Annotated in this window: 24 protein-coding genes and 1 pseudogene; 15 read left to right on the top strand and 10 right to left on the bottom strand. The window is 56.3% G+C overall.

Annotated features, from left to right (window positions below; translation table 11 throughout):
- Positions 1-52 precede the first annotated feature (52 nt).
- The 3 genes from AC1MEE_RS16510 to AC1MEE_RS16520 form a co-directional block, all read right to left on the bottom strand.
- Positions 53-1,009 (bottom strand): C-terminal binding protein, encoded by a 957-nt coding sequence (locus AC1MEE_RS16510; protein WP_480410677.1) that lies wholly within the window; start codon positions 1,007-1,009, stop codon positions 53-55.
- 30 nt (positions 1,010-1,039) lie between these two features.
- On the bottom strand, positions 1,040-1,963 hold the full coding sequence (locus AC1MEE_RS16515; RefSeq protein ID WP_480410678.1) for a KamA family radical SAM protein: 924 nt from the start codon (positions 1,961-1,963) through the stop codon (positions 1,040-1,042).
- A gap of 414 nt (positions 1,964-2,377) precedes the next feature.
- Positions 2,378-3,088 carry a hypothetical protein gene (locus AC1MEE_RS16520; protein ID WP_480410679.1) on the bottom strand — a complete coding sequence of 237 codons (711 nt, stop codon included), beginning with the start codon at positions 3,086-3,088 and terminating at the stop codon, positions 2,378-2,380.
- Positions 3,089-3,212: 124 nt separating this feature from the next.
- On the opposite strand from AC1MEE_RS16520, the gene AC1MEE_RS16525 reads away from it, so the two are divergent.
- Positions 3,213-4,619: an aminotransferase-like domain-containing protein gene (locus AC1MEE_RS16525; RefSeq protein ID WP_480410680.1), complete on the top strand. Its 1,407-nt coding sequence runs from the start codon at positions 3,213-3,215 to the stop codon at positions 4,617-4,619.
- A 33-nt stretch (positions 4,620-4,652) separates the two neighbouring features.
- On the opposite strand, the gene AC1MEE_RS16530 is transcribed toward AC1MEE_RS16525, so the two are convergent.
- Positions 4,653-5,453, bottom strand: coding sequence for a GntR family transcriptional regulator (locus AC1MEE_RS16530; protein ID WP_480410681.1), 801 nt, complete (start codon positions 5,451-5,453; stop codon positions 4,653-4,655).
- Positions 5,454-5,711: 258 nt separating this feature from the next.
- Here AC1MEE_RS16530 and AC1MEE_RS16535 point away from each other — a divergent pair, with 258 nt between their 5' ends.
- From AC1MEE_RS16535 to AC1MEE_RS16560, 6 genes are all read left to right on the top strand, one after another.
- The gene (locus AC1MEE_RS16535) at positions 5,712-6,725 is read left to right on the top strand and encodes an SIS domain-containing protein (RefSeq protein ID WP_480410682.1); all 1,014 of its coding nucleotides are present in this window, start codon (positions 5,712-5,714) and stop codon (positions 6,723-6,725) included.
- A gap of 2 nt (positions 6,726-6,727) precedes the next feature.
- Positions 6,728-7,582, top strand: a complete 855-nt coding sequence (locus AC1MEE_RS16540) for a PfkB family carbohydrate kinase (RefSeq protein ID WP_480410683.1) — start codon at positions 6,728-6,730, stop codon at positions 7,580-7,582.
- 62 nt (positions 7,583-7,644) lie between these two features.
- Entirely contained in the window at positions 7,645-8,415 is a 771-nt protein-coding gene (locus AC1MEE_RS16545; protein WP_480416249.1) for an ABC transporter substrate-binding protein, read from the top strand.
- A gap of 163 nt (positions 8,416-8,578) precedes the next feature.
- Positions 8,579-8,740, top strand: coding sequence for a hypothetical protein (locus tag AC1MEE_RS16550; RefSeq protein WP_480410684.1), 162 nt, complete (start codon positions 8,579-8,581; stop codon positions 8,738-8,740).
- Positions 8,741-8,744: 4 nt separating this feature from the next.
- On the top strand, positions 8,745-9,383 hold the full coding sequence (locus AC1MEE_RS16555; RefSeq protein WP_480410685.1) for a helix-turn-helix domain-containing protein: 639 nt from the start codon (positions 8,745-8,747) through the stop codon (positions 9,381-9,383).
- Between the two features lie 78 nt (positions 9,384-9,461).
- On the top strand, positions 9,462-9,971 hold the full coding sequence (locus AC1MEE_RS16560; RefSeq protein WP_480410686.1) for a hypothetical protein: 510 nt from the start codon (positions 9,462-9,464) through the stop codon (positions 9,969-9,971).
- A 393-nt stretch (positions 9,972-10,364) separates the two neighbouring features.
- On the opposite strand, the gene AC1MEE_RS16565 is transcribed toward AC1MEE_RS16560, so the two are convergent.
- Positions 10,365-10,580 (bottom strand): hypothetical protein, encoded by a 216-nt coding sequence (locus AC1MEE_RS16565; protein WP_480416390.1) that lies wholly within the window; start codon positions 10,578-10,580, stop codon positions 10,365-10,367.
- Here AC1MEE_RS16565 and AC1MEE_RS16570 point away from each other — a divergent pair.
- Positions 10,580-11,011: pseudogene (locus AC1MEE_RS16570) on the top strand (efflux RND transporter permease subunit); the annotation flags it as partial. The gene AC1MEE_RS16565 and the pseudogene AC1MEE_RS16570 overlap by 1 nt on opposite strands.
- Here AC1MEE_RS16570 and AC1MEE_RS16575 read toward each other — a convergent pair.
- Entirely contained in the window at positions 10,963-11,550 is a 588-nt protein-coding gene (locus AC1MEE_RS16575) for an MdtA/MuxA family multidrug efflux RND transporter periplasmic adaptor subunit (protein WP_480410687.1), read from the bottom strand. The pseudogene AC1MEE_RS16570 and the gene AC1MEE_RS16575 sit on opposite strands and share 49 nt — an antisense overlap.
- A 266-nt stretch (positions 11,551-11,816) precedes the next feature.
- Between AC1MEE_RS16575 and AC1MEE_RS16580 the strand changes: the two genes are divergently transcribed.
- The gene (locus tag AC1MEE_RS16580) at positions 11,817-12,425 is read left to right on the top strand and encodes a TetR/AcrR family transcriptional regulator (protein ID WP_480410688.1); all 609 of its coding nucleotides are present in this window, start codon (positions 11,817-11,819) and stop codon (positions 12,423-12,425) included.
- Positions 12,426-12,558: 133 nt separating this feature from the next.
- On the opposite strand, the gene AC1MEE_RS16585 is transcribed toward AC1MEE_RS16580, so the two are convergent.
- Positions 12,559-12,999, bottom strand: a complete 441-nt coding sequence (locus tag AC1MEE_RS16585) for a GlcG/HbpS family heme-binding protein (RefSeq protein WP_480410689.1) — start codon at positions 12,997-12,999, stop codon at positions 12,559-12,561.
- Between the two features lie 239 nt (positions 13,000-13,238).
- On the opposite strand from AC1MEE_RS16585, the gene gcl reads away from it, so the two are divergent.
- From gcl to AC1MEE_RS16615, 6 genes are all read left to right on the top strand, one after another.
- On the top strand, positions 13,239-15,014 hold the full coding sequence (gene gcl / locus AC1MEE_RS16590; protein WP_480410690.1) for a glyoxylate carboligase: 1,776 nt from the start codon (positions 13,239-13,241) through the stop codon (positions 15,012-15,014).
- 27 nt (positions 15,015-15,041) lie between these two features.
- The gene (hyi, locus tag AC1MEE_RS16595) at positions 15,042-15,824 is read left to right on the top strand and encodes a hydroxypyruvate isomerase (RefSeq protein WP_480410691.1); all 783 of its coding nucleotides are present in this window, start codon (positions 15,042-15,044) and stop codon (positions 15,822-15,824) included.
- Positions 15,825-15,943: 119 nt separating this feature from the next.
- Positions 15,944-16,834 carry a 2-hydroxy-3-oxopropionate reductase gene (locus tag AC1MEE_RS16600; protein ID WP_480410692.1) on the top strand — a complete coding sequence of 297 codons (891 nt, stop codon included), beginning with the start codon at positions 15,944-15,946 and terminating at the stop codon, positions 16,832-16,834.
- Positions 16,835-17,026: 192 nt separating this feature from the next.
- A complete protein-coding gene (locus AC1MEE_RS16605) occupies positions 17,027-17,893 on the top strand; it encodes an urea transporter (protein WP_480410693.1) in 867 nt (288 codons plus the stop codon).
- A gap of 46 nt (positions 17,894-17,939) precedes the next feature.
- Positions 17,940-18,773, top strand: coding sequence for an ion transporter (locus tag AC1MEE_RS16610; protein WP_480410694.1), 834 nt, complete (start codon positions 17,940-17,942; stop codon positions 18,771-18,773).
- 93 nt (positions 18,774-18,866) lie between these two features.
- Positions 18,867-19,865 (top strand): sulfate ABC transporter substrate-binding protein, encoded by a 999-nt coding sequence (locus AC1MEE_RS16615; RefSeq protein WP_480410695.1) that lies wholly within the window; start codon positions 18,867-18,869, stop codon positions 19,863-19,865.
- Between the two features lie 61 nt (positions 19,866-19,926).
- Here AC1MEE_RS16615 and AC1MEE_RS16620 read toward each other — a convergent pair whose 3' ends face one another.
- The 3 genes from AC1MEE_RS16620 to AC1MEE_RS16630 form a co-directional block, all read right to left on the bottom strand.
- Positions 19,927-20,247 carry a hypothetical protein gene (locus AC1MEE_RS16620; protein WP_480410696.1) on the bottom strand — a complete coding sequence of 107 codons (321 nt, stop codon included), beginning with the start codon at positions 20,245-20,247 and terminating at the stop codon, positions 19,927-19,929.
- 4 nt (positions 20,248-20,251) lie between these two features.
- Complete coding sequence (locus AC1MEE_RS16625; protein WP_480410697.1) at positions 20,252-20,800, bottom strand: hypothetical protein; 549 nt, start codon at positions 20,798-20,800, stop codon at positions 20,252-20,254.
- 220 nt (positions 20,801-21,020) lie between these two features.
- Positions 21,021-21,428, bottom strand: coding sequence for a hypothetical protein (locus AC1MEE_RS16630; protein WP_480410698.1), 408 nt, complete (start codon positions 21,426-21,428; stop codon positions 21,021-21,023).
- Between the last annotated feature and the right edge of the window lie 3 nt (positions 21,429-21,431).

Consider the following 21,431-nt stretch of genomic DNA (forward strand, 5'->3'; position numbering starts at 1 on the left):
AAGTCGGACGCTAGGTCGTGCGACCAGGCGCCCGAAAGTGCATGCCTATTGGTCAATTGACGACGTTTCTGTGCCAGCCACTTTGCAGGATCCGGAGCATGCACTGGGCGGCCTTGGTTCTGAGTTCGCTGAGGGCACTGTCCGAGTAAAAGGCAACATGAGGGGTCCAGATCACTTCCTCGCCCATCAGCAGTGAGGAGGGAAGGCGGGCTTCGTCTTCATACACGTCCAGTCCCAGGCCGCGTAGGGTGCCCTGTTCCATTGCGTTCACCAGTGCATCTGAGTCGATGATCGCGCCTCGCGCGGTATTGACCAAAAACTTGCCCCGCATCCTGCTGAAGCTGTCATGGCTGATCATGTGGCGAGTATCGGCGTTGAGCGGAGCATGGATGGAAATCAGCTCGCCAAACGCCAGCAGTTCGTTGAGTGTTTCAAAGCGTTCGACACCAACAGCCTTTTCCCAACCACTGGCCCGAACAGGGTCGTAGAAACCCACCCGGCAACCGAACGCTTTGAATCGCAGAGCAGCGGCAGAACCGATTCGCCCCATGCCGATGATGCCAATTTGCATGTCGCTCATCCTCGGGATGGCGCCGACTTCGCGCCAATCCCAACTGCCATGGCGGACAATGCGGTCGGAGCCTTTAAGCTTTCGCACCAATGCCAATGAAAGCGCCAAGGTATGGTCTGCCACTTCCTCAGTGCCATAATCCGGTACGTTCGCGACATGAATGTCGCGGCTGCGGGCAAATTCCAGGTCGATGTTGTCAAAACCGACAGCCGACCGAACGATTGCCTTGCACTGAGTAAAACGCTCCAGTGACTCTTTGCCCAGTGGTACCAGATGCCAAGAGATGATGCCGTCGCAATCGAGGGCCTCTATGGGTAACTGTTCCACACAATCGACATGATAAAGTTGGACTTGTGCGTATTCGGCAAGGCAGGCCAGTTCAATGTCAGGCGTGCTGACATAGGAGTTTTTTCGTGAGTCCAAGATAATAATTTTCATCGTAAAAACCTTGATGCCAGTGAAGGGTTGTTACTGAGGGAAAACGCAGGACTCGCCTTGCCAGTTAATGAAGGACATTGACTCGACGCCGGAGAGATCCACTTGCAGTTGTGCCGGGGACTTTTGAATATCCAGGGGTACGGTGTATTTACCTGTGCGATGAGGCAGCACGAACTCTGGAACAGCCATATTCGAAATGCGACGTTTCATGTGTGAAATAATTGCAATACCAGTACTGATGTGCGCACGATATTGCTCGCTGCCGGGTGAGAACGGCATGAATTGATACAGGTAATGCGGTAGCACACCGATCGAATACATTTTCAGGCACAACGCCTTCATTTCACCGTAGCTATCGTTGATCCCCGCCAGAAGAGGGATGTTTGCAAATAGTAGCGGCACGGCAGCTTGCAACTTCAGTACTGCGTCAAGAAAGTCCGCGCTGATTTCCTGCTGGTGGCTGATATGAATCCCAACGGCATTAACCTTCCACTTCCGTAATATATTGACGAGGTCTTCGGTAATTCGGAATGGGTTGAACGTCAGTGCGCGAGTATGAATGCGAATGATAATGTCGGGGCGCGCCGCTCGCAGGGAAGATAGTAGCGTGTCGATGCGTTCGTCCGAAAGCATGAAGGGTTCGCCACCGCTAAGGATCACTTCCTCGACCTCAGGACGGACTGCGATATATTCGATCGTCTGTTGCCATTCACTTTTCTTGAAGGCTTTTTTCTGCGTGTCCTGTTCCAGTGTTCGTAACGCCTCATAACAGAATTGACAATAAGCATGGCAGACATTGGCGGTCCTGATAATCACCCGGTTATCATACTTGTGTTGGCAAATATCCGTCACCATCTCATGGGGCAGCTCCCAGTTTTCAGATTCACCATCGTATTCGAACTGGCTTTTCTCGTTGGTCGACCATACCGGCGCCACTTGCAGCCATAGGATCATTGGAAACCGGGCATTGTTGTTCGTTGGTCTTTATCAGACTGGCCAGATAGGGGGTCAGACCCAACTTGCGAGTGGTGATATTATTTAGAATATTGAAATATTGTGCTGTACCCGACAGCCCCGGAAAAAAAAGAAGAAGTTCATCGATGGAGTTGATGAGATTCTTCTGCTGCCACTTCCAATCGCTTTCCAGCAAATGTGCATCAGTTACAATGTTCCGACCATACATAAGACCATTCCCATTCCGTCAATTCCGAGGAGTAAGCCGATAATCGGCGCGTGGTAATTTTAGAAACCAAAGTGCATGCAGGATCATAAAACGAATCACCTTGCCAATTACCTAACAGGACAGGTGCAAACCAAATAACTGTTAGACGCTGCGATCTAACAGTTGAGCATTGTGGGACAAAGCGTTTATGTCGCTTTCAGAGAAAATCTCAGACCATGTCGGCCCGTGGCGAAATGAGTTTCGTGGCTACGGCACTCGAAACCTCGGGCCTGGAAGATGTCCTGCAGCTCGGATATGCGAAACGCCCGTTGACGGAACTTAAGCCTGACCGACGTGCCAGTTGCATGGCGGGGGGTAAAGCACAAGTGCACGTCGAAGAGGAATGGTTGCACCCTCACCCGTGTGCTTCGGGCGCTCAACCTCCAAGGTTGACCAAGCAGCATCACCTCGCGTTCGCCATTAAAATAATCAGTCTCAAGGATGCGTTCGCTGTCGTAGGCGTCCAGCCATAACGTGGCGGCACAACGCCTGTCGAGGACGCTGGCGATGGACGCTGCCGTACGCTCGATGTCGACATCATCAAGCAGGTAGGCACTAACGCAACCGGGCACCAATACCCGCTCGAAGCAATTTTTAAACGGTAAGCTGCGGATATCGCCCTGTACCGCGAAAATGCCCTTGAAATCTTGGAGGACGTGAGAAAGGACACCGGCATCGAGGTCAACAATGACAGTCGGGGGAGTGCGCAGCGAATGCACAAGGCTCAGGTAACTGCCGACCCACAGGCATTGTCCGTGTGTTTGTGCCGCTGTTACACAGGCTCCCAGCTCGACCCACTGACTTGAGTAAGAGGCGTAATAGTCCATCAAAAGCTCTGAGTTTGCAGTGTCCAGCATCCGTATCATTCCGGCGTGGTGAATGGAAAGCACGCTACGGCTGGATCCAATAGTTTGCAAAAACAGTGGCTAGCTGTTACGACTAACTGTCATACAGTTTTTCTAACAGTTGCCCGGGAATGACATGGAATTCACCCTAGATGATAGTCAGCAGCTGCCTGCAACGGAGCAGTTGGTCGCGGCAATCAAGCGCGCGATAGAGCATGGTCAGCTCAAGTCTGGTCAGAGGCTTGCATCGATACGCCGGATGGCGGCGATTCAGGGACTCAGTTTCCATACCGTGGTCAGCGCTTACGAGCGCCTTGGCGCCAACGGTTTGATCAGTGCCCAACCAGGACGCGGCTACTTCGTCATGGCCCGGGCCGGCGCACAGTTACCCAGCGACCGACAACCGCAGATACGCACCCACGACCCCCATGGGCTCAAGGCTTTCTGGCAGATGTTCCACGGCAATGACCAGTGCATGAAACTGGGCTGCGGCTGGCTCCCAGCAGACTGGCGTGACACACAGGCGCTGGCACGGGTGATTCGGCGTACCGCTAATTTCGCTCACAGTTCGCTGGTCGAGTATGGTGACCCTGCCGGCTATCTGCCGCTACGGCATAACCTGGTAGAGCACCTTTCGCCCAAGCTCGGCGTGGCACTTGACACCGACCACTTACTAACGACCCTAGGCGCCACGCAGGCCTTGGATTTAGTCATTCGACAGCTCATAGAGCCGGGCGATGAAGTGCTGATCGATGATCCCTGCAACAGCAACCTGGTGCAATTGCTGCGCTTGCGAGGCGCCAGGGTGACTGGTATCCCCCGTCGCTGCGACGGACCGGACATCGAGATCCTTGCCTCGGTGCTAGATACTCGCAAGGTCAAGGCGTTCTTTATAAACTCGCGACTGCACAATCCTACGGGGACCTCCCTGAGTCCGCACAATGCCTTCAAACTGCTGCAACTGGCGTACGAACATGACGTTGTGATTATTGAAGATGATGTCTATGGTGACTTCTGCTCCGAACAGGACAATCGTCTAGTCACGCTGGATGGTTTGCGTAAAGTGGTTTATGTAGGCAGTTTTTCCAAGACCCTGTCAGCCAACCTGAGGGTCGGCTACATTGCCGCGCAACCAACGCTGATTGCCGAACTGGCTGACCTCAAACTTCTGACCAGCGTATCATTGCCCAGCTTCTGCGAACGTTTCCTGAGCGCTATTCTAGTTGAGGGCAGTTATGACAGGCACCTGCAGGCAGTGCGGCGAAACTTACAGACTGCCCAAGCAGTCGCTCAAGCCAGTTTCCTGAGATGGGGCTGGGAACTATTCCATCCAGTAAAAGAGGGCATGTTTGTCTGGATTCGTCACCCTCGGCTCAATAGTCTAGATGCATTTATCAAAGCCGCCTTTCAGCGCGATATTCTGCTTGCGCCTAGCACTCTCTTCAGTGCCGACGGCCAGTCTAGTCCGTGGTTGCGCATCAATGTTGCACACCTCGATATTGAACAAGCACAGTCGCTTTTTCAACTTCCCGAACAAGTCTAATCAGCCTATGGAGCGTCGTTCAGGTTCAATTGATCAGGCGTGAGACTCACTTGAATTGAAGGCGTCAACTCGGCTGTTTTCCAACTTGAACACGACACGCTGAGGGTGGTTGATCGACACGAGGTATTCCAGGGGCTGACCTTGCGTATCGTAGATCACGCCCCGGTAAACCAGCGCTGAGGTGCCTGGTTCGACTTCCAGCAAGCGCGCCTCCTGATCGTTGATGCTGGCAATGCTCAACGTGCCCTCGTCGCTTTCGATTTCGATCTGATACCGCGTCAGCAGCAATGCATAGAGCGATGCACCCTCGATCAGATCCCCCGCCACCAGGTCAGGAGCACGCGCGGCCGGGATATAACTGGTCTCGATACAAAACGGCTTTTGATCGACCGTGCGCAGACGGCGAATCGTCAACAATGCATCGCCTTCACTTATCTTCAATAATTTGGCGACTCGGCCACTGGCTTGGGTTTGCTCGAAATACAACAACTTGCTGCCCGGCCGGGAGCCTGCCTGCTCGATCACTTCAGCGATGCCTTTGCGCGCCACGGTATTGAGGGGTCTCTCGACCCCCGGGGCGGTCACGAACGTCCCTCGATTCCCCCTGCGCTCCAGAATCCCCCGCCCGATCAGCGTTTGAAGTGCCTTGCGCAAGGTCATTCGGCTAATGCCCAGATGCTCAGCCAGATCCCTTTCTGCCGGGATACGTTCAGTCGGTCCGAACTCAGGACGCTCCAACATCTCAAGCAGCGTTTGTACGGCCTGCCAGGCGACCTGCTTGCGTTGAGGCGTTGGGTATGCCGCCTCAGACGGTTTTGGATTGACAGTTTTCATGGTCTACATCCTGGTTTATTTTTTCGGCGATCCGTTGGGATTTATTGCGCTAATAAACAAGAAAAACTGAAGAAAATCCGCTGACTTGAGAACTATCAAGCGCACCTGGCTCAGAAAACCCCTCGAAACCGCTTATTAACCGTATTAGACCACGGGACAAAACCCTTGTAATGGTATTTTTCATGGTATAGATTTTGGTCTAACTGGTGGTAAACAAGCGCAACATGCACCGCCGCAACAAGACCTGAAGGAGTCAACATGGCGATCGAGTTCAACCGGGAAGGCTTCATCTCCTCCTTGAAACAATCAGTTCAAACCGTGGACGATGCCCAGCAGTTTGGCCGGCAGTTGGCGACGCGGATTGACCGCATCTATTTCGTCAGCTGCGGAGCACCCAACCGCATCATGCTCGGCCTGCAATACTGGCTGGAGCGTTACAGCCACTCACTGGAAGTTCGCCGCTACTTCCCCGCCGATTTCATGGATATCGATCCGCCGCGTCTGGATGAGCGCACCTTGGTCATCCTCGCCTCCAAGTCCGGAACGACCCAGGAAACCATCGCCGCCGCACGTTTTCTGCAAGACAAACCATGCCTCACCGTGGGGGTTACCCAGACCGCCGAACTGCCGTTGGCGCAGGCCGTTCAACACTGTTTTCTGCTGGGGCGCACAGATGAGGCGTACTTCGGCTGCTTCATGATCCTTCAGGCGCTGATCGGCGGGATTCTGGCCGAGCGTGAAGACTGGCCGCTTCTCGACAAGCTCACGCGCTCGCTCAAAGCCTTGCCGCAGGCACTGGCCGATGCGGCGATCAACAATAACCAGCGCGCCACCGAAGAAGCCCGGCTCTACAAAGATGACCGCGTCATGTACTTCCTGGCGTCGGGCCCGATGTTCACCACAGCTTATGTGTTCGGCGTCTGTGTGGTCATGGAAAGCCAATGGCTGCATTGCCTGCCGGTGGAGGCCGCCGAGTTTTTCCATGGTCCATTCGAGGCCATCGATGCCACCACCCCGCTGCTTCTGCTGGTCGGAGAAGACCCGAGCAGAGCCCAGATGGAACGGGTCGTGAGTTTCTGCCAGCGGTATACCGAACGGGTCATGGTCTACGACTCCAAAGATTTTCCCATGGTCGGTATCGACCCGGAAATCCGCCCTCTTGTCGCCCCCTACATCGTCGGTATTGCCGCTGAACGCATCGCCGCGCATCTGGCCGTCTGGCATCAGCAGCCGCTGACGACTCGCCGTTACATGTGGAAAACGGAGTATTGAGCATGGCCGGCATGATCGCGATTGGGGACAACACCATCGATGTGTACCTGGACCGGAACGTTGAATATCCGGGCGGGAATGCCCTCAATGTTGCGGTCTTCGCTTCCCGCTTGGGCGCTCGCAGCGCTTACCTGGGCTGCGTCGGTGATGACCGTTACGGCCAACGCTTGCTCGATTGCCTGCAACAGGAGGAGGTTGAGTCATCGCGCTGCCGAACGCTGCCGGGTGCCAATGGTTGGGCGTGTGTCGACAGTCTCGACGGCGAGCGAGTATTTCTCGGCAGCGATCCTGGTGTTTGTCGCCAACTGCGCCTGGATGCCGATGATCTGGCGCATATCGCGAACTACCCATTGGCGCACAGCAGTCTCTACAGCGGTCTCGAAGACCAACTGGCGCAGATTCGCCAGTCCAGCGGTTATCTGTCCTTCGACTTCTCCGACAACTGGACCGAGTTCGATTGGGCCGCCCTGATCAAGCATGTCGATATCGCGTTCTTCTCTGCCGCCAATCTGGACTCAAATGAGGCCTATGCGCTTGCGGCATCGATGCGCGACATGGGGCCCGCGATCGTGGTGATCACTCGCGGCGCTCAGGGAGCGCTGGCATTCGCTGCTGATGGCGTCCATCAGCAGCCGAGCATGCCCTGCACCTTCGTCGACAGCATGGGCGCCGGCGATGGCTTCATCGCTGCGTTCCTGCTGGAGTGGCAAGCCGGGCACAGCCTTGCGAATTGTCTGCTGCACGGTGTCGAATTTGCTGCCCGGGTGTGTGCCTGGGAGGGTGGTTTTGGCCATGGTCAAGCAGTAGACGCTGCACGTTCTCGTCAATTGAAACTGGCCTTGAAAACTCAAGGCTGATGCGTGGTGCCTTTGGCAAAAGCCCGGGGCTGTTCTATCAACCTGTCGTGGATACCCTGTCGATGAAAAAATGTCTGGTCGGTTTGCTGCTGGTGGCTGTTCCACTTGTGACGTGGGGAGCCAGTGAGGATCTGCGCTTTGGCGTTGACCCCACCTATCCACCCTTCGAGTCCAAGCGAGCGGATGGCTCGCTGACGGGTTTCGACATTGAATTGGGTGAAAGCCTCTGCAGCGAGTTGAAGCGTCATTGCGTGTGGGTGGAAAACGCCTTCGATGGCATGGTCTCCGCGCTTGAAGGCAAGAAGTTCGACGGGATTCTTTCTGCCCTGTCGATCACTGAAGAGCGCAAAACGGTAATAGCCTTTTCCGACACCTTGTACGACACACCGGCGCGCCTGGTGGCACTTGAAGGGAGTGTCTTGCAACCCACCGCCGAATCCTTGCGCGGCAAGCGCATCGGTGTGCAGCAAGGCAGTGTGTTCGAAGTCTACGCCAAGCGGATGTGGGGCTCGAAAGGTGTGGAGATCGTGCCTTATCAAAGCAGTGACTTGACCTATTCGGACTTGATCAATGGTCGGTTGGACGCCGCGTTCGACGATGCGATAGCCATCTCCGAAGGTCTGCTCAAAAAGCCGATCGGAAAAGGTTTTGGTTATGCAGGGAGCGTCGTCAAATCACCTGAAATATTCGGCCCCGGTACGGGGGTCGGCTTACGCAAAAGCGATACCGCCTTGGCTGGCGAGATCAACCAGGCGCTGCAGCGAATTCACCAAAACGGCACGTATGAACGCATCGCCAAAAAATATTTCGACTTCGATATCTCGCCTAAATAAATCACCGTCGCATCATTTATTGGCCTATCAACGGTTGCGTTAGGCGTCGAACCCGTTAATTACTAAATAGCATTAACAAATAAAAATTAAGTATTTATAGATCTAAGTCGCCACGCAGTACTGTGGGCCTCAGTTAGCTATTCACCCTTCTGAGAGCAGCCCCATGAGCCCATCTGATAACGTCATCGACTTCACCAGCTACCGTAAACGCCGTCAGGCGCGCCGCTTGGCAGAGCTGATGTGGACGATGTACGCCGTCAGAGCCAGCTATGCCGCAGCTCAAAGTGTGCAGGCGGTCAAGTCCAGTGATACCCGGCAGGCTTGAGGTCATGAGCGCTTTGCATACCGTGATAAACAAGGAAGTGTCATCGGCACAAACGAACGATAGCGGAACGTTCGACGATGATCTGATCGGTCAGCAAGTCGCTCAAAACCTGCAACGGTTGCGCAGCAAGCGGTACTTGTCTCTGGACGCCTTGGCGCGGCTCTGCGGTGTAAGTCGCGCCATGCTCGCGCAAATTGAGTCCGGCCGCAGCGTGCCGTCGATCAAAGTACTGTGCAAGATTGCCAAGGGCTTGAAGGTTTCAGTCGCGGCTTTTTTGGAAGACCGCGCTTGCGAAGGTGTCGAACTGCTTCCGGCGCAACAGAGTAAACGTCTGGTCAGCGCCAGCGGTGTGTTCGTCAGTCGTGCGCTGTTCCCTTACGACAGGACCCGCCAGGTAGAGTTTTATGAGATCCGCCTGAGCGCCTTGGGTGAAGAGGCATCGGACGGTCACGGGCCGGGGGTACAAGAAAATCTGGTGGTGTCTCAAGGCGTACTGGAGATCAGCGTCAACGATGAGCGCTACCTGCTGTCGACAGGGGATTCAATTCTGTTCTACGCCGACCAGCCGCACCGCTACCGTAACCCCGCCGACCGCGAGGCCATCGCCTTTCTGGTGACGATCTATCCCGAACGGCTGGATTGATAGAACGCAAAATACAAAAGCCCGGCAGGGATATCTGTCGGGCTTTTGTGTTTGATACCGCTACTGATGTATCAGCAGGTGCAGCACATAACCGGCATGCCATTGCAGCTCATCATCATCGGCATGCTGCACTCGTTCATCATTTTCATCAGCAAGGCACAGCAGTTTTTCATCATGTCCATGCTCATCCCCGGCATCGGCATGAGTGTGCACTTCATGCAATCGGCTTCAACGGTGCACTCCATCACGCACTTCATGACCGGCATGGGCATGCCCATCGGCATCATCATGTTCATGGTCGGCATCATTTCCATGCCAGCTTCCGACATGCACATCATCGACATGTTGCTGCAATGCATCATCATCGGCATGCCGCAGGTCATCATCATCGACATCATTTCAGCGCTGTTCTTGAACATCGCCATGTCCATGCCGGCAGCGGGCATCATGGTGCACATCATGCTGTCGCTCTGCATGTCGCAGGTCATGGTCGCCATCATCATCGGCATGCCCATCATTGGCATCATCGGCATGGCGGTGTTCATTGGCATCTGCATAGCGTTCATCATGGTCAAAGCTCCGAAATAGAAAGGGATGTTTAAAACTCATGGGCCGATTCTATCCAGATGACATGGACCGACAAGATGTCAGTCGAGCAGTGCTGGCGAGCGCTAAACCACGCCACACAGGAGTCAACACAGAACCTATTTCTGTGATAACGCCATAAATTACGCTATCCAATATTTTCTGGATGACATCGCCACTTATAGGGCGCTATAGATATGCGGAACGGGTCTATATAAATAACTGAAATACATAAACGTTCTAAATGGCTGATGGTAGACAGCACTCCCCAACGACGAGGTAGCCCCAAACAGCATGTAAGCAAAGTCAGCTCCGCCCTCCGGGCAGAATCAAGACCGAGTTTGCTGCGCGACAGCGCGGCGTCGAGACGGGGCGCGCGGGCGACCGGCAGGACCTTCAGCGATCCGACAAAGACTTCTCATCCACCTGCCAACCACCGCCCAGGCTTTGCACCAGCGCCACGCTGCCCTGGCTGAGCAACCCTTGGGTATCATCGGCGGTCTGTTGCTGAGCCAGTTGCTGACGTTGTTTTCCACGCCGGTGATCTTTCTCGCCATGCATCAATTGGAACAGCGCTTCAGTAGGCGTCCTGTTGCGACGGACGAGCGGCAATGAACCTCAGCGCGCCGTTTATCCAGCGTCCCATCGCCACCACGCTGCTGGCGGTAGGGTTGGCGCTGTTTGGCACGCTGGCGTTCCTGTTGCTGCCGGTGGCGCCTTTACCTGAGGTGGACTTCCCGTCCATTAGTGTCCGCGCCTCGTTGCCCGGTGCCGACCCAAACACCGTGGCCACCTCAGTGGCGACGCCGCTGGAACGCCAGTTCGGACAGATCGCCGGGGTCACGCAGATGACCTCGGTCAGCACCCTGGGCTCGACCCGGATCACCCTGCAATTCGAGCTGGATCGCAATATCGACGGCGCGGCTCGCGATGTTCAGGCGGCCATCAACGCGGCACGGACCAACCTGCCAAGCGACCTGGCGGGTAATCCGACCTATCGCAAGGTCAACCCGGCGGATGCGCCGATTCTGATCATCAGCCTGATGGTGCAATAGCTGAGCTGAACCTCGAGGTTTTGCACGCTACCCAAATCCGCGGCGACGGTGCCCTGTTGTTGCTGCACCAGAGAAGCCTGAGTATCCAGCGTCTGTTGGCTGGTGGAGCCGATCTTGACCAGTTGGCGAAAACGCGCCAGATCATGCTGAGCATTGGTCAGCACCGCCTGATCGTGGGCCAGGACGCCCTTGGCTTGTGCCAGTTGGGCCTTGAGTGCGCGGTCATCGATGCGGGCGATGACCTGGCCTTTGTTGACGCGCTGGCCTTCCTTGAACTCGACTGAGGCGAGAATCCCGTTGACCTGCGTGATCACCGTGACGCTGCGAGTCGGCGTCACCGTACCCAAGGCATCGATGTACACCGGTACGTCCTGCAACTTGACCGCCACCGCAGCCACCGGCTCGCCCGCGACGGGAGGTTTTGGTTTGGGCCTGGCGGCGAACAGGTAGAAAAACAGCGCGATAGCCAATAGCAAAAACAATAAAACACCGACTACCAGACCGAATTTCCTTCGTCTGTTTTCCATCAATGCTTTCACTCACAACAGGTCAACATCGACATCCCGCAACGGTGGGCGAACGTCAGGCTGCGTGAACATCGGAAATGGCCAATGGCCGAAATACTGACTAGAACTTTAGCAGTGCTACCGTCAGACACCGGTTCATCGGCGTGTTTGTTCAGCTCGGCTGGCCGGCATCAAGCGCCAAGGGTACTACCGGGCATTCTTGAGCCTGTCGCAAGGCCGGTGCTACCATGCGCAACCGCCAGCACAGGCAAGGAATTCTCTGGTTTATGAGCAGTATCCGCGAGCGCAACAAAGAACTGATCCTGCGCGCAGCCAGTGAAGAGTTTGCCGACAAGGGTTTCGCAGCCAGCAAAACCAGCGATATCGCCGCCAAGGCCGGGCTGCCCAAACCCAACGTCTACTACTACTTCAAGTCCAAGGAAAACCTCTACCGCGAGGTGCTCGAAAGCATCATCGAGCCGATCCTGCAGGCGTCGACACCCTTCAATCGCGACGGCGTGCCGGCTGACGTGCTGAGTGGCTACATTCGCTCGAAAATCCGCATCTCCCGCGACTTGCCCTTCGCCTCGAAAGTGTTCGCCAGCGAGATCATGCACGGCGCACCGCACCTGACCGCCGAGCAGGTCGAGCAGCTCAACGAACAGGCCCGGCACAACATCGACTGTATCCAGGGCTGGATCGACAACGGGAAAATCGCACCGCTCGACCCGCATCACTTGATGTTCACCATCTGGGCCGCGACCCAGACCTACGCCGACTTCGACTGGCAGATCTCCACGGTCACTGGCAAAGCCAAACTCGACGACAGCGACTACGAAGCCGCCGCGCAGACCATCATCCGGCTGGTGCTCAAAGGGTGTGAGCTGGATCAGTGACACCAGCGACATACACACCCTGTAGGAGCTGCCGAAGGCTGCGATAGGCCCGGGGGATCACAGCGCCCGCTCCGCAGGCGATCGCAGCCTTCGGCAGCTCCTACAGTTGGTCTTTGTGCCCCTCAGATATCTATCAAGCACTCACCCCCGCATCCGCCGCCAACCCCAATGCCTCTATCGCACTGATCGCGCATTGCTCGTCGATGTCCGAGGTATCACCGCTGATGCCGATGGCGCCGATCACGGCCCCCTGTTTATCGCGAATCAACACGCCACCCGGCACCGGGACCAATGCGCCCTGCCCCAGACCATTGAGCGAGGCAATGAAGCTCGGTCGTGTCTGAGCATCCAGCGCCAATAAGCGCGAGCCCTTGCCCAGTGCCACCGCGCCCCAGGCCTTGCCGATGGCAATCTGTGGGCGCAGCAGGCTGGCGCCGTCCTCGCGTTGCAACGTAATCAAGTGACCGCCGCTATCGAGTACCGCAATGGTCAGCGGTGCAGCGGAAATCTCCCGCCCTGCCGCCATGGCCCGGTTAACCAGATTGACTGCGACCTTCAAGGTTAAAGCGTTCATGTGTGCCGTCCTGAGGTGATGGAGAATATCGAACGAGGAACAATAGAACACAATACAAAATATTTTTGTATACAATAAATTCGATCATCACCACCAAAGCACCACATTCCTCCTGCTTACGAGCGATTCAAGCCAAGAAAAATCCGCCAAAAAAATGGATTGACCGATCCACCTTACCGTGAATACACTTCGCCGAAAGCAACTTGTATACAATTACAAAAACAAAGAGGCACAAAACCATGAGCAAAATGAGAGCAATCGAAGCCGCCGTTCTGGTGATGCGCCGCGAAGGTGTCGAAACCGCGTTTGGCATTCCGGGTGCAGCGATCAACCCGCTCTACGCCGCCCTGAATAAAATCGGTGGCATTGATCACGTCCTCGCCCGTCACGTCGAAGGCGCCTCGCACATGGCCGAGGGCTACACCCGCACCAAAGCCGGCAACATTGGCGTGTGCATCGGCACCTCCGGCCCGGCCGGCACGGACATGGTCACCGGCCTCTACAGCGCCTCGGCCGACTCGATCCCGATTCTCTGCATCACCGGCCAGGCACCACGGGCGCGGATGCACAAAGAAGACTTCCAGGCGGTGGACATCACCAGCATCGTCAAGCCCGTGACCAAATGGGCGACCACCGTGCTCGAACCGGGTCAGGTGCCCTACGCCTTCCAGAAAGCCTTCTACGAAATGCGCTCCGGCCGCCCCGGCCCGGTGCTGATCGACCTGCCGTTCGATGTGCAGATGGCTGAAATCGAATTCGATATCGAAGCCTACCAACCGTTGCCGGTCAACAAACCGGCGGCCAACCGGGTGCAGATCGAGAAGGCCCTGGCCCTGCTCGATCAGGCTGAACGCCCATTGCTGGTGTGCGGCGGTGGCGTAATCAACGCCGATGCCAGCGAGCTGTTGGTGGAGTTCGCCGAACTGACCGGTATCCCGGTCATCCCGACCCTGATGGGCTGGGGCTGCATTGCCGATGATCACCCGTTGATGGTTGGCATGGTCGGCCTGCAAACGTCCCACCGCTATGGCAACGCGACAATGCTCAAGTCCGATGTGGTACTGGGCGTCGGCAACCGCTGGGCCAACCGCCACACCGGTTCGGTTGAGGTCTACACCGAAGGTCGACGCTTCATTCATGTGGACATCGAACCGACCCAGATCGGCCGCGTATTCAACCCGGATCTGGGCATCGTTTCCGATGCTGGTTTAGCGCTGAAAATGTTCCTTGAGGTCGCCCGCGAATGGAAAGCCGCCGGCAAACTCAAAGACCGCAGCGCCTGGCTTGCAGACTGCCAGGAACGCAAGCGCACCCTGCAACGCAAGACCCACTTCGACAACGTGCCGGTCAAGCCGCAACGGGTGTACGAGGAGATGAATCAGGTGTTCGGTAAGGACACTTGCTACGTCAGCACCATCGGTCTGTCGCAGATTGCCGGCGCACAGTTCCTGCATGTGTACAAACCGCGGCACTGGATCAACTGCGGTCAGGCGGGCCCCTTGGGCTGGACCATCCCGGCTGCGCTGGGTGTGGTCAAAGCTGATCCGACGCGCAAGGTCGTGGCCCTGTCCGGCGATTACGATTTCCAGTTCATGATCGAAGAGCTGGCGGTCGGCGCGCAGTTCAATCTGCCGTACATCCATGTGGTGGTGAACAACTCGTACCTGGGGCTGATTCGTCAGTCCCAGCGTGGCTTCGAGATGGATTACTGCGTGCAACTGGCCTTTGAAAACATCAACGCGCCAGAGCTCAAAGGCTATGGCGTTGACCATGTAGCGGTGGCCGAGGGTCTGGGATGCAAAGCGCTGCGGGTGTTCGAGCCGGGCAAGATTCAGGACGCCCTGCGTCAGGCCGAAAAAATGCTCGAAGAGTTCAAGGTGCCGGTGATCGTCGAGATCATTCTCGAGCGCGTGACCAATATTTCCATGGGCACCGAGATCAATGCGATCAACGAATTCGAAGACCTGGCCCTGGTCGGCGACGACGCACCCACCGCCATTTCGTTGTTGGACTGACCGCCACTATTTTTACCGGAGACCACCATGCCGCGTTTCGCAGCCAACCTGTCCATGCTGTTTACCGAGCAGGACTTTCTTGCCCGCTTCAAGGCAGCCGCCGATGCAGGTTTCAGCGGTGTCGAGTACCTGTTCCCTTATGAGTTCAGCTCCGCCGAGATCAAGGCGCAGCTCGATGCCCATCGCCTGACTCAGGTGTTGTTCAACCTGCCGGCCGGCGATTGGGGCAAAGGTGAGCGCGGTCTGGCTTGCCACCCTGATCGAGTCGAGGAGTTCCGCGCCGGGGTCAATCTAGCCATCGCTTACGCACAGGTACTGGGCAATACCCAGATCAACTGCCTGGCGGGGATTCGTCCGCAAGGCGTCGATGACGCCACCGTGGAAGCGACGTTTGTCGACAACCTCAAATACGCCGCCGACAAGCTGCAAGCCGCGGGTATCAAGCTGGTCATGGAAATGATCAACACCCGCGACATCCCCGGCTTCTACCTGAACACCACCGCTCAGGCCCTGGCGATCCGCGACAAAGTCGCCAGCAGCAACCTGTTCCTGCAATACGACATCTATCACATGCAAATCATGGAAGGCGATCTGGCCCGGACCATGGCCAGCAACCTGCCGGTGATCAACCACATCCAGTTGGCCGACAACCCTGGGCGTAACGAACCGGGCACTGGCGAGATCAACTACCGCTTTTTGTTCGAACACCTGGACCGCATCGGCTATCAGGGCTGGGTCGGCTGTGAATACAAGCCGCTGACCACTACCGAAGCGGGTCTTGGCTGGCTGAAAACCCATAACGTGATTTGACACAAAACCTTGTAGGAGCGCGCTTGCCCGCGATCAGTTTGACGCGGTGTGTCAGGTATACCGCTATCGCGGGCAAGCGCGCTCCTACAGAAATACCTGACAACAAGAGGATTTTCTTCATGGCAAAAATCGGATTTATCGGCACTGGCATCATGGGCCTGCCAATGGCGCAGAACCTGCAAAAAGCCGGTCACAGTCTGTTCCTTTCCGCACACCACGACCCGGCCCCGCCTGAGTTGATCGCTGCGGGCGCAATTGCGCTGGCCAACCCGAAAGAAGTGGCTCAGGAAGTAGAATTCATCATCGTCATGGTGCCCGATACCCCGCAGGTCGACGACGTGCTGTTCCGCGCCGACGGTGTTGCCGCAGGCCTGGGCCCGAACAAGGTGGTGATCGACATGAGTTCGATCTCGCCGACCGCCACCAAGGGTTTCGCCGCCAAGGTCAACGCCACAGGTGCGCAATACCTGGATGCACCGGTTTCCGGTGGTGAAGTTGGGGCCAAGGCCGCGAGTTTGAGCATCATGGTCGGTGGTGAAGAAGCGACGTTCCAGCGCGCACTGCCGCTGTTCCAGAGCATGGGCAAGAACATCACGCTGGTCGGCGGCAATGGCGATGGCCAGACCGCCAAGGTCGCGAACCAGATCATCGTGGCCCTGAACATTCAGGCCGTGGCCGAGGCATTGCTGTTCGCCGCGAAGAACGGTGCCGATCCAGCCAAGGTCCGTGAAGCGCTGATGGGTGGCTTTGCGTCGTCGAAGATTCTGGAAGTGCATGGCGATCGCATGATCAAGGGCACCTTCGATCCAGGCTTCCGCATCAGCCTGCACCAAAAGGACCTCAACCTGGCCCTCAATGGCGCGCGCGAACTGGGTATCAACCTGCCCAACACCGCCAACGCCCAACAAGTGTTCAGCACCTGTGCGGCCATCGGCGGCAGCAATTGGGACCACTCGGCGCTGATCAAGGGCCTTGAACACATGGCGAATTTCTCGATTCGCGATAAGTAAAAAAGCTTCGCAGGCAAGCCTGCTCACAGGTAGGTGGGCGATACATAGAACACCTGTAGGAGCTGCCGAAGGCTGCGATCTCTCTGGCCAATCGCAGCCTTCGGCAGCTCCTACAGTTCTGTGCCAGACACAGATCCACTGTGGGAACAGGCTTGCCTGCGAATCGGCCTTCCGCTGCACTAGAGACCCACCATGCACCCCAATTGCCCCGACTGGGCCGAAGCCATGCTCAACGGCTTCAGCCAAGTCCTGTTGCAACGCCACCCACTCTGCGGATTGTTGTGCCTGCTGGCGATTCTGCTGAGCGCACCTTCCCTGCTCGGCGGCGCACTACTGGGCGCGCTGGCGGGTTTGCTCACCGCCCAGCGACGCGGTTACGACAAGACCGATCGCCAGGCCGGGCTTTACAGCTACAACGGCGTGCTGCTGGGCTTGCTGCTGTGCCGTCAGTTTCCCTGGTCACCGATGCTGCCGTTGTTGATCATCGCCAGCGGTGGCTTGAGCGCGATGCTGATGCACGGTTGGCTGGAACGCACCCGTCAGGCCCATTGCCTGAAAGCCTACACCGCGCCCTTCGTACTATTCAGCTGGCTGTTGCTCATCTTCGCCAAGCCTCACACTGCGGTCCCTGACATCGCTGGCAACACATTGCTGAACGCCCTGCCCCAGGGTTTGGGCCAAGTGTTTTTTCTCGATAACCCCTTGGCCGGGATGATGATCGGTGCCGGTCTGCTCATCGCCAATTGCCGAGCCGTCTGTTGGGCCATGCTGGGTTGCTCCGGCGGGATCGCGATGGCTCTGCTGCAGCATGAACCCGCCACCGCGCTGTTCGGGCTGGCCGGTTATAACCCGGCACTGGCCGGTCTGGCGTTCAGCCAACAGCACAACAAACCCTGGCTTCCGTTGCTCGCCATTGCGCTGGCCATTGTCTTGCAACCGGGTTTTGCCGAGCTGGGCCTACCCACTTTAACCGCGCCTTTTATCCTCGCCTGCTGGCTGGTTCACGCCAGTGCCCGCCTGCTGCGCCAGTCCGCGCTCGATCACCGGTTGCGCTGGTGACCGGAAAACTTCTAGGCTCTCCGGATCTTCAATTCGGAAATCGCCCATGGACAGCAACACAAGCTGGCGGGAACAGCTACGCATCATCATTTTCCAGACCGATACGGTAGCGGGCCGGCGCTTCGACACAATTTTACTGCTGATCATTTTGAGCAGCCTGTTTGTAGTCATCATCGACAGCATCGAAAGCATTCACAGTAACTATGTCGACATGCTGGCGTATATCGAATGGGGTTTCACCCTGGTGTTTGCCGTCGAATACGCCCTGCGTCTGTACTGCTCACCCAGGCCCCTACGCTACGCCTTCAGCTTTTACGGTCTGGTCGACCTGCTGGCAATCGTGCCCGGCGTCCTCGCGCTGTATTACGCCGATGCTCAGTACCTGCTGATCATTCGTATCATTCGGATGCTGCGGATCTTCCGGGTGCTCAAGCTCAGCCCTTACCTAAAGCAAGCCAACTACCTGCTCTCGGCGTTGCAGGGTAGCAAGCAGAAGATCATCGTCTTCCTCGCCACTGTCTCGACCCTGGTGATTGTGTTCGGCACGCTGATGTATGTGATCGAAGGGCCGGAACACGGCTTCACCAGCATCCCCAAAGGGATCTACTGGGCGATCGTCACCCTGACCACCGTGGGTTACGGCGACATTGTGCCCAAGACCGCGCTGGGGCAGATCCTCTCGGCGCTGGTGATGATTACCGGTTACTCGATCATCGCCGTGCCCACCGGCATCTTCACCGCTGAGTTGGCCAACGCCATGCGCAGCGGGCAACTGGAGCACGAGTGCCCGGTGTGCACGAAAAACGACCATGAAACCGACGCGTCTTTCTGCTCGCGCTGCGGTAATGCCTTGTTTCCCAAATTCGAAGACAAGGCATAAGCAAATCCCTTTTAAGTATTTAAATGACTATAGGCATCCGGCTATAGTCGCCGGCAAATAGCAGCCTTACACCACTCGAACAGGGAATGCGCAGTGAACAAACTCTTTGGCGCCTCACTTCTGGCCTTGGGCCTGGCTTTCGGCAGCGCGGCCCATGCCGCCCCGACCTTGCTCAACGTTTCCTACGACGTGATGCGCGATTTCTACAAAGACTACAACGTGGCTTTCCAGAAACACTGGCAAGCCGAGCACAGTGAAAACCTCACCCTGCAGATGTCCTTCGGCGGTTCGAGCAAACAAGCCCGCTCAGTGATCGATGGCCTGCCCGCTGACGTGATCACCATGAACATGGCCACCGACATCAACGCCCTGGCCGATAACGGCAAGCTGGTGCCCGATAACTGGGTCACCCGTTTGCCGGACAACAGCGCGCCATTCACCTCGGCCACCGTTTTCATCGTGCGCAAAGGCAATCCAAAAGCGCTGAAAGACTGGCCGGACCTGGTCAAGCCTGGCGTCGAAGTGATCGTCCCCAACCCGAAAACCTCGGGCAACGGCCGCTACACCTACCTCTCAGCCTGGGGCTATACGCTGAAGAACGGCGGCGATGAAGCCGCGGCGAAAAAATTCGTCGGTGAACTGTTCAGCCATGTTCCTTTGCTAGACACGGGTGGCCGTGCCGCCACGACCACCTTCATGACCAACCAGATGGGCGACGTGCTGGTGACCTTCGAAAACGAAGCCGAAATGATCGCCCGCGAGTTTGGCCGCGATCAGTTCGAAGTGATCTACCCGAGTGTGTCGGCCGAAGCCGAGCCGCCGGTGAGCGTGGTGGATAAAGTGGTCGACAAGAAAGGCAGCCGGGCCCTCGCCGAGGAATACCTGAAATACCTGTGGTCCCCGGAAGGTCAGGAAATCGCAGCCGCCAACTACCTGCGCCCGCGTGACCCGGCCATATTGGCCAAATACACCGACCGCTTCCCGAAAGTCGACTTCCTCTCGGTAGAGAAAACTTTCGGCGACTGGCGCACTGTGCAAAAAACCCACTTCAGTGACGGTGGGGTTTTTGATCAGATTTATCAGGTGAAATAAGCCAGTTCGTGCAAACAACAACGGCGACCTTCGGATCGCCGTTTTTCATTTACTTACGCAGTCACAACCCCTCCGCAGCCATATGCACGACGGTTTTATAATCAAGAATGGTTGATCCAGCACAGATAAGATAAACCTTCGAATTATCTCTTGCGTCTGCCAGGAACTTTTTGACGTATGACTTAGTCAATTGAGATATTGCACTCCCCGGCCCGACTGGGTGAGGTACAAAATGCATCGTAGCAGTACAATTATGTATTTCATCAATAATTTTCATCACGATATCCAACATTGACTCGCTCATCGGCCAACGCTGCGCCTGAGGACCGTACCAACTTATCAATATATCGCGAAGCGCGTCTTCATCCTGAAGGTCCATCATTTAATTACCTCCTTCTCTTGATACTGGCAATCACGTGCATAACTTCTTCCATGGGGAGCCGCAATGTAATAAGTTCAACGCCCTCGTCACTTAAAATCAAAATCTTATGGAAGCTAGTCCTTGGCTGCATGGCCTGAAAAACGACGTCAACGGCCCCCCCCACTCGGTACACTGTAACGTTCGCATTGCAATCCAGTTTCAGCAGTGAACGTTGGAACTGTATTTCTTTCAGCTCATCCACATTTAGATTCCCAGTAGACGAGACGCCATATATCAAACGATAAAACTCCACCACACTGACTGGCCGAGACGTAAACTTGTTGAGTTGATCGACCCATGGTTGCGGCTCTACATACTGCTGACCTATATAATCTCGATTCGGATAACTTGCGATAAATCCGTCTCCACTCAACAATACATCAGGTTTGCTGGGCAGATTAAATTGATACCTTGAAAAATAGACAGGTGTGTAGGCACCCTCCTGATAGGGCAAGTCAACCGTAGGCGGCCATGTATAATCGCAGGACTCAGCAAAAGCATGAGTTGCAGTCACTAGCAGAAGCCCCATTACAATCCAACATCTCACTGTTCTCTCCAGCTGCAGACCCGCTCGCTGCCAACATACAAGACGCCTGGACATATATTCATACCGAAAATTAATCAGCAATAATTTCCTATAGGCTTGCTTATAAGTACAGAAAAAAAATGTAGGAAAAGACTGAAATTTAGGTAATAAAAAACGGCGAACCCAGGGTCGCCGTTTTTTCGTTTACTCAGTTGCCAAAATGCCGGCTCAACCCCGGTGGTACACCGGTGGCGTCGGTCTCTTGCCAAGGCCCGCTGCGTGCTGTCGACCAGCTCCAGCCGTTGTTCCAGCGGTAGTAGGTGCGCTGGCGGTAGAAGGTGTTGGGTTCGTCGTCCAGTGCATACACGCCAAGTTTTGAATCCCAGTGGCAGTTGCCACCCGGCGGCGGGGCGAAGTGGGCGGAGGTTTGCGGTCCGGTTGCTGGCGCCGGACGTTGTGGAGAGGTCTGCGGCGCGGCGTGTGGCGTTGCGTGTTGCGGTTTGTTGGGCAACGTCGGAATCGGCTCGCTGCTTTGCGGTCCCGTGGGGTGCTGGACCGCACACGCACTCAAGCCCAGGACCAGACTCAACAAGGTGATGCGTGCGACGATACTCATAGC

This window comes from Pseudomonas sp. ASL3, assembly GCF_056680425.1.

Coding starts and splice junctions, on each gene's coding strand:
- AC1MEE_RS16510 (WP_480410677.1), bottom strand. CDS start 1,009: ATGAAAATTATTATCTTGGACTCACGAAAAAACTCCTATGTCAGCACG.
- AC1MEE_RS16515 (WP_480410678.1), bottom strand. CDS start 1,963: ATGATCCTATGGCTGCAAGTGGCGCCGGTATGGTCGACCAACGAGAAA.
- AC1MEE_RS16520 (WP_480410679.1), bottom strand. CDS start 3,088: ATGCTGGACACTGCAAACTCAGAGCTTTTGATGGACTATTACGCCTCT.
- AC1MEE_RS16525 (WP_480410680.1), top strand. CDS start 3,213: ATGGAATTCACCCTAGATGATAGTCAGCAGCTGCCTGCAACGGAGCAG.
- AC1MEE_RS16530 (WP_480410681.1), bottom strand. CDS start 5,453: ATGAAAACTGTCAATCCAAAACCGTCTGAGGCGGCATACCCAACGCCT.
- AC1MEE_RS16535 (WP_480410682.1), top strand. CDS start 5,712: ATGGCGATCGAGTTCAACCGGGAAGGCTTCATCTCCTCCTTGAAACAA.
- AC1MEE_RS16540 (WP_480410683.1), top strand. CDS start 6,728: ATGGCCGGCATGATCGCGATTGGGGACAACACCATCGATGTGTACCTG.
- AC1MEE_RS16545 (WP_480416249.1), top strand. CDS start 7,645: ATGAAAAAATGTCTGGTCGGTTTGCTGCTGGTGGCTGTTCCACTTGTG.
- AC1MEE_RS16550 (WP_480410684.1), top strand. CDS start 8,579: ATGAGCCCATCTGATAACGTCATCGACTTCACCAGCTACCGTAAACGC.
- AC1MEE_RS16555 (WP_480410685.1), top strand. CDS start 8,745: ATGAGCGCTTTGCATACCGTGATAAACAAGGAAGTGTCATCGGCACAA.
- AC1MEE_RS16575 (WP_480410687.1), bottom strand. CDS start 11,550: ATGGAAAACAGACGAAGGAAATTCGGTCTGGTAGTCGGTGTTTTATTG.
- AC1MEE_RS16580 (WP_480410688.1), top strand. CDS start 11,817: ATGAGCAGTATCCGCGAGCGCAACAAAGAACTGATCCTGCGCGCAGCC.
- AC1MEE_RS16585 (WP_480410689.1), bottom strand. CDS start 12,999: ATGAACGCTTTAACCTTGAAGGTCGCAGTCAATCTGGTTAACCGGGCC.
- gcl (WP_480410690.1), top strand. CDS start 13,239: ATGAGCAAAATGAGAGCAATCGAAGCCGCCGTTCTGGTGATGCGCCGC.
- hyi (WP_480410691.1), top strand. CDS start 15,042: ATGCCGCGTTTCGCAGCCAACCTGTCCATGCTGTTTACCGAGCAGGAC.
- AC1MEE_RS16600 (WP_480410692.1), top strand. CDS start 15,944: ATGGCAAAAATCGGATTTATCGGCACTGGCATCATGGGCCTGCCAATG.
- AC1MEE_RS16605 (WP_480410693.1), top strand. CDS start 17,027: ATGCACCCCAATTGCCCCGACTGGGCCGAAGCCATGCTCAACGGCTTC.
- AC1MEE_RS16610 (WP_480410694.1), top strand. CDS start 17,940: ATGGACAGCAACACAAGCTGGCGGGAACAGCTACGCATCATCATTTTC.
- AC1MEE_RS16620 (WP_480410696.1), bottom strand. CDS start 20,247: ATGATGGACCTTCAGGATGAAGACGCGCTTCGCGATATATTGATAAGT.
- AC1MEE_RS16630 (WP_480410698.1), bottom strand. CDS start 21,428: ATGAGTATCGTCGCACGCATCACCTTGTTGAGTCTGGTCCTGGGCTTG.